Source organism: Streptomyces sp. a15 (assembly GCF_059026085.1).
Genome location: NZ_JBWLKM010000068.1, coordinates 40,436 through 44,914 on the forward strand (window position 1 = coordinate 40,436; position 4,479 = coordinate 44,914).

A 4,479-nucleotide genomic window follows, 5' to 3' on the forward strand; every position below is an offset into this window, starting at 1 on the left:
CCTTCGGTGCCGACCTCGCGGGCCACGCGCGTGACCTCGTCGGCGAAGGCGGAGAGCTGGTCGACCATCGTGTTGATGGTGGACTTCAGCTCCAGGATCTCGCCCTGGGCGGCGACCGTGATCTTCTGGCTCAGGTCGCCGTTCGCGACGGCGGTGGTGACCTGGGCGATGTTGCGGACCTGCGAGGTCAGGTTCGAGGCCATGAAGTTGACGTTGTCGGTGAGGTCCTTCCAGACGCCACTGACCCCCCGCACCTGAGCGCGCCCGCCCAACTGGCCCTCGGTGCCGACCTCGCGGGCCACCCGGGTGACCTCGTCGGCGAAGGCGGAGAGCTGGTCGACCATCGTGTTCACGGTCAGCTTCAGTTCGAGCAGCTCGCCGGTCGCCTCGACCGTGACCGTGCGGGTCAGGTCACCGCGGGCCACCGCCGTGGTCACCAGGGCGATGTCCCGGACCTGGGCGGTCAGCCGGGACGCCATGGTGTTGACCGCCTCGGTCACGTCCCGCCAACTCCCCGACAGGCCCGTCACCTTGGCCCGCCCGCCGAGCCGCCCCTCGGTGCCGACCTCGCGCGCGACCCGGGTCACCTCGCCCGTGAACAGGGACAGCTGGTCCACCATCTTGTTCACGGCCCGGCCGAGGTGCCGCAGATCACCGCGCAACTGCCTGCTGCCGTCGTGCAGATCGACCCGCTGGGTCAGATCGCCGCCGGCCACCGCGTCCAGGACGCGCGTCGCGTTGGCCGCCGGGGCGACCAGCGCGTCGAGCAGCTGGTTCACGTCGTTGACCCGGGAGGTCCAGGCGCCCTGTCCCGGGCTGGCCGAGAGGCGTTCGTCGAGCCGGCCGTACCGCACCAGGTCCCGCTTCACACGCTGCACTTCCGTGTTGAAGTGCGTGCTGCGGTCCATGATCTGGTTGAAGACGGCCGTCACCTCGGCCACCAGACCGTGGCCTGATTCCGGCACCTTCGTGAAGTCACCGTCCCTGGCCGCGGTCATCGCGGCGAGCAGCGGACGCAGATCGGATGCTCGAATCAGGCCATCTTTGTGCCCATCTTCGAGCACAGGCGTAGCACTGTTCTCACTCATGGCGGCCCACTTCGGTAACTCGGCGCTTATGGGCGTGGCCAGTCTGTCACTCTGTCGGCATCGACTGAGGCGTATTCGTCCGAACCGCTCGGGGAGCTGTACATGGGGGCCATTCCGACGCAACGGGAGACCGTTTCCCTTGCCTCTGATGCGCCTGCGCACGAGTGTGCGCCCCCGCGCACCGAGGCGAACCCAGCCGCCGACGTGCTTCCGTACGCCGAGGCGCACGCCGCCCTGCCCGGCAGTTCCCTCGCGCCGGGCGCCGCCCGCGCGGTGTTACGCGGCGCGCTCGCCGAATGGGCCGCGCGCGCTCTGCCCGGCACCGAACACCTCACCGACCGCCTGACCGGCGACGCAGTGGTCGTCGTCAGCGAGCTGGTCACCAACGCCGTCGTACACGCCGGCACCGAGGTCGAGCTGGCCTGCCGGCTGGAGCCGGAGACCGGCGCCCTGGTCGTCGAGGTCCTGGACCACCATCCCTCGCGCGCCCCGCGCGACGCCTCCGCCGAAGCCCCGTACGAGGCTTCGGAGTACGGGCGCGGCCTGCGGCTGGTCGCCGCCCTCTCCGAATCCTGGGGCGTCACCTACCGCACAGGCGCCAAGACGGTGTGGGCGCGGCTGCCCGCGCAGGGGGAATCGGCGGCCGACGCGCGCGAGGCGTACGTGGGGGAGCGCGCGCTGCGGGTGGCCGAGATACTCGCCCCGGAACCGCAGCGCGTCGAGCAGGACCGGGAGTGGCTCAATCGCGGCGCCCTCTCCTTCCTCGCCGAGGCCTCCGACCTGCTCGCCGGGCAGCTCGACGAGAACCTGGTGGCCGCGCTCGCCGGACAGCTGATCGTGCCGCGGCTGGCCGACTGGTGTGCCGTGTGGCTGGAGGACGAGCTGACGGGCCGCGGCGGCTGGACGGCCGACGGCACCGGGGGGACCGCACCGCGCCTCGCCCGGGTGTGGCACAGCAGCGAGAACCGCATCGAGGACCTGCGCCAGGCCCTGGAGAAGGAGCCGCCGCGCCCGACCGACCCCGCACGGCCCGGGCCCGTCCCCTTCCCCTGGCCCGGCGACGCGCTGGGCCCGCACGGCACGCACGGTGCCGCGCTCGCCTACCGGCTGACGGCCGGCGGCCGCCCGCTCGGCACCCTGGTCATCGGCCGGTCCGGGGTGCTCTGCTTCCCCGACGAGATCACCGGCCTGGTCGAGGACCTCGGCCGCCGGGTCGCGCTCGCCATCGGCGCGGCCCGCCAGTACGCCCGGCAGGCCACCATCAGCGCCGTACTGCAGCGCGGACTGCTGCCGGGGGCGGTCGCCGAGATACCCGGGATGCGCAGCGCCCTGGTGTACGAGCCGTGCGACAAGGGCGGCCCCAGCGGCGACTTCTACGACCTCTTCCCGGCCGGCGACGGCCGCTGGTGCTTCGCCGTCGGCGACGTCCAGGGCAAGGGGCCCGAGGCGGCCGTCGTCATCGGCCTCGCCCGGCCCTGGCTGCGGCTGCTGGCCCGCGAGGGCTACCGCGTCGCCGACGTCCTGGACCGCCTCAACCAGCTGCTCCTCGACGACGCGACGGAGGCCGCGGACGCGGCGGCCCGCTCCCTGGCCTCGGCGGGCGGCCGGCCGATGGCCCCCGGAGACGGCCCGCAGACCCGCTTCCTCTCCCTCCTCTACGGCGAGCTGGCCCCCTTCGACGGCGGTGTGCGCTGCACCCTCGCCTCCGCCGGGCATCCGCTGCCGCTGCTGCTCGGGGCGGGCGGCGAGGTCCGTACGGCCGCCCATCCGCAGACCCTCCTCGGGGTCGTCGAGGACGCCACGTACACCAGCGAGACCTTCGAGCTGCGGTCCGGCGACAGCCTGCTGTGCGTGACCGACGGGGTCACCGAGCGGCGCAGCGGCTCACGCCAGTTCGACGACGAGGACGGGCTGGCGGACGCGCTCGCGGGCTGCGCGGGGCTGGACGCGGAGCTGATCGCCGAGCGCATCAAACGGCTGGTGCACGAGTTCGGGGTACGGCCGCCGGAGGACGACCTGGCGCTGCTGGTGCTGCAGGCCGAGTAACGGCGTGGGTACGGGACAATGGGGGGCATGCCTTCCGCACTCCCCGACGGCGAGCCCGTCCCCGACGACGGCGCCCTGCCCGCGCCCGCGCTCGCCGGGGCCGCCGACCGCCCCCTCGGGTTCTACCTGCACGTCCCGTACTGCGCGACCCGCTGCGGCTACTGCGACTTCAACACCTACACGGCGACCGAACTGCGCGGCACCGGCGGCGTCCTCGCCTCCCGCGACAACTACGCGGACACCCTGATCGACGAGATCCGCCTGGCCCGCAAGGTCCTCGGCGACGACCCCCGCGAGGTCCGCGCGGTCTTCGTCGGCGGCGGTACGCCCACGCTGCTGTCCGCGGGGGATCTCGTACGGATGCTGGGGGCGATCCGCGACGAGTTCGGGCTCGCGGCGGACGCGGAGGTGACGACGGAGGCGAACCCGGAGTCGGTGGATCCGAGCTATCTGGCGACGCTTCGCCAGGGCGGCTTCAACCGGGTCTCCTTCGGCATGCAGAGCGCCAAGCAGCATGTGCTGCGCGTGCTGGACCGGACGCACACGCCGGGCCGGCCGGAGGCGTGCGTCGCAGAGGCGCGTGCGGCGGGGTTCTCGCACGTCAACCTCGACCTGATCTACGGCACGCCGGGGGAGTCGGACGACGACTGGCGGGCCTCCCTGGAGGCCGCGCTCGGTGCCGGGCCGGACCATGTGTCGGCGTACGCGTTGATCGTCGAGGCGGGGACGCAGCTGGCTCGTCGGATCCGCCGGGGCGAGGTTCCGATGACCGACGACGACGTGCACGCGGACCGGTATCTGATCGCCGAGGAGATGCTCTCGGCGGCCGGGTTCGACTGGTACGAGGTGTCGAACTGGGCGACTTCGGACGCGGGGCGGTGCCTGCACAACGAGCTGTACTGGCGTGGTGCCGACTGGTGGGGTGCGGGGCCGGGGGCGCACAGCCACGTGGGGGGCGTGCGCTGGTGGAACGTGAAGCATCCGGGGGCGTACGCGGGGGCGCTGGCGGCGGGGCGGTCGCCGGGGGCCGGTCGGGAGCTCCTGTCGGAGGAGGACCGGCGCGTGGAGCGGATTCTGCTGGAGCTGCGGCTGCGGGAGGGGGCGCCGCTGGATCTGTTGAAGGAGGCCGGCCTCAAGGCGTCCAGCCGGGCCCTGTCGGACGGGCTGCTTCAGGAGGGGCCGTACGAGGAGGGGCGTGCGGTGCTGACCCTGCGGGGGCGGTTGCTGGCGGACGCGGTGGTGCGGGACCTGGTGGACTGAGGGGTTTTTCGCCCCCGCCGCCCCTACCCGTCCCATCCTTCTGGGGCTCCGCCCCAGACCCCGCTCCTCAAACGCCGGAGGGGCT

General features: G+C 73.1%; 3 protein-coding genes. 2 read left to right on the forward strand and 1 reads right to left on the reverse strand.

Going from position 1 to position 4,479, the window contains the following annotated elements:
• Nucleotides 1-1,088, reverse strand: a 1,088-nt coding sequence (locus tag AC5P09_RS39870) for a HAMP domain-containing protein (RefSeq protein WP_493878588.1), incomplete at its 3' end; no start/stop codon positions are given.
• Between the two features lie 102 nt (nt 1,089-1,190).
• Here AC5P09_RS39870 and AC5P09_RS39875 point away from each other — a divergent pair.
• Both AC5P09_RS39875 and hemW read left to right on the forward strand, forming a co-directional pair.
• On the forward strand, nt 1,191-3,134 hold the full coding sequence (locus AC5P09_RS39875; RefSeq protein ID WP_493878589.1) for a SpoIIE family protein phosphatase: 1,944 nt from the start codon (nt 1,191-1,193) through the stop codon (nt 3,132-3,134).
• Nucleotides 3,135-3,161: 27 nt separating this feature from the next.
• Nucleotides 3,162-4,394: a radical SAM family heme chaperone HemW gene (gene hemW / locus AC5P09_RS39880; protein ID WP_493878590.1), complete on the forward strand. Its 1,233-nt coding sequence runs from the start codon at nt 3,162-3,164 to the stop codon at nt 4,392-4,394.
• Nucleotides 4,395-4,479 lie beyond the last annotated feature (85 nt).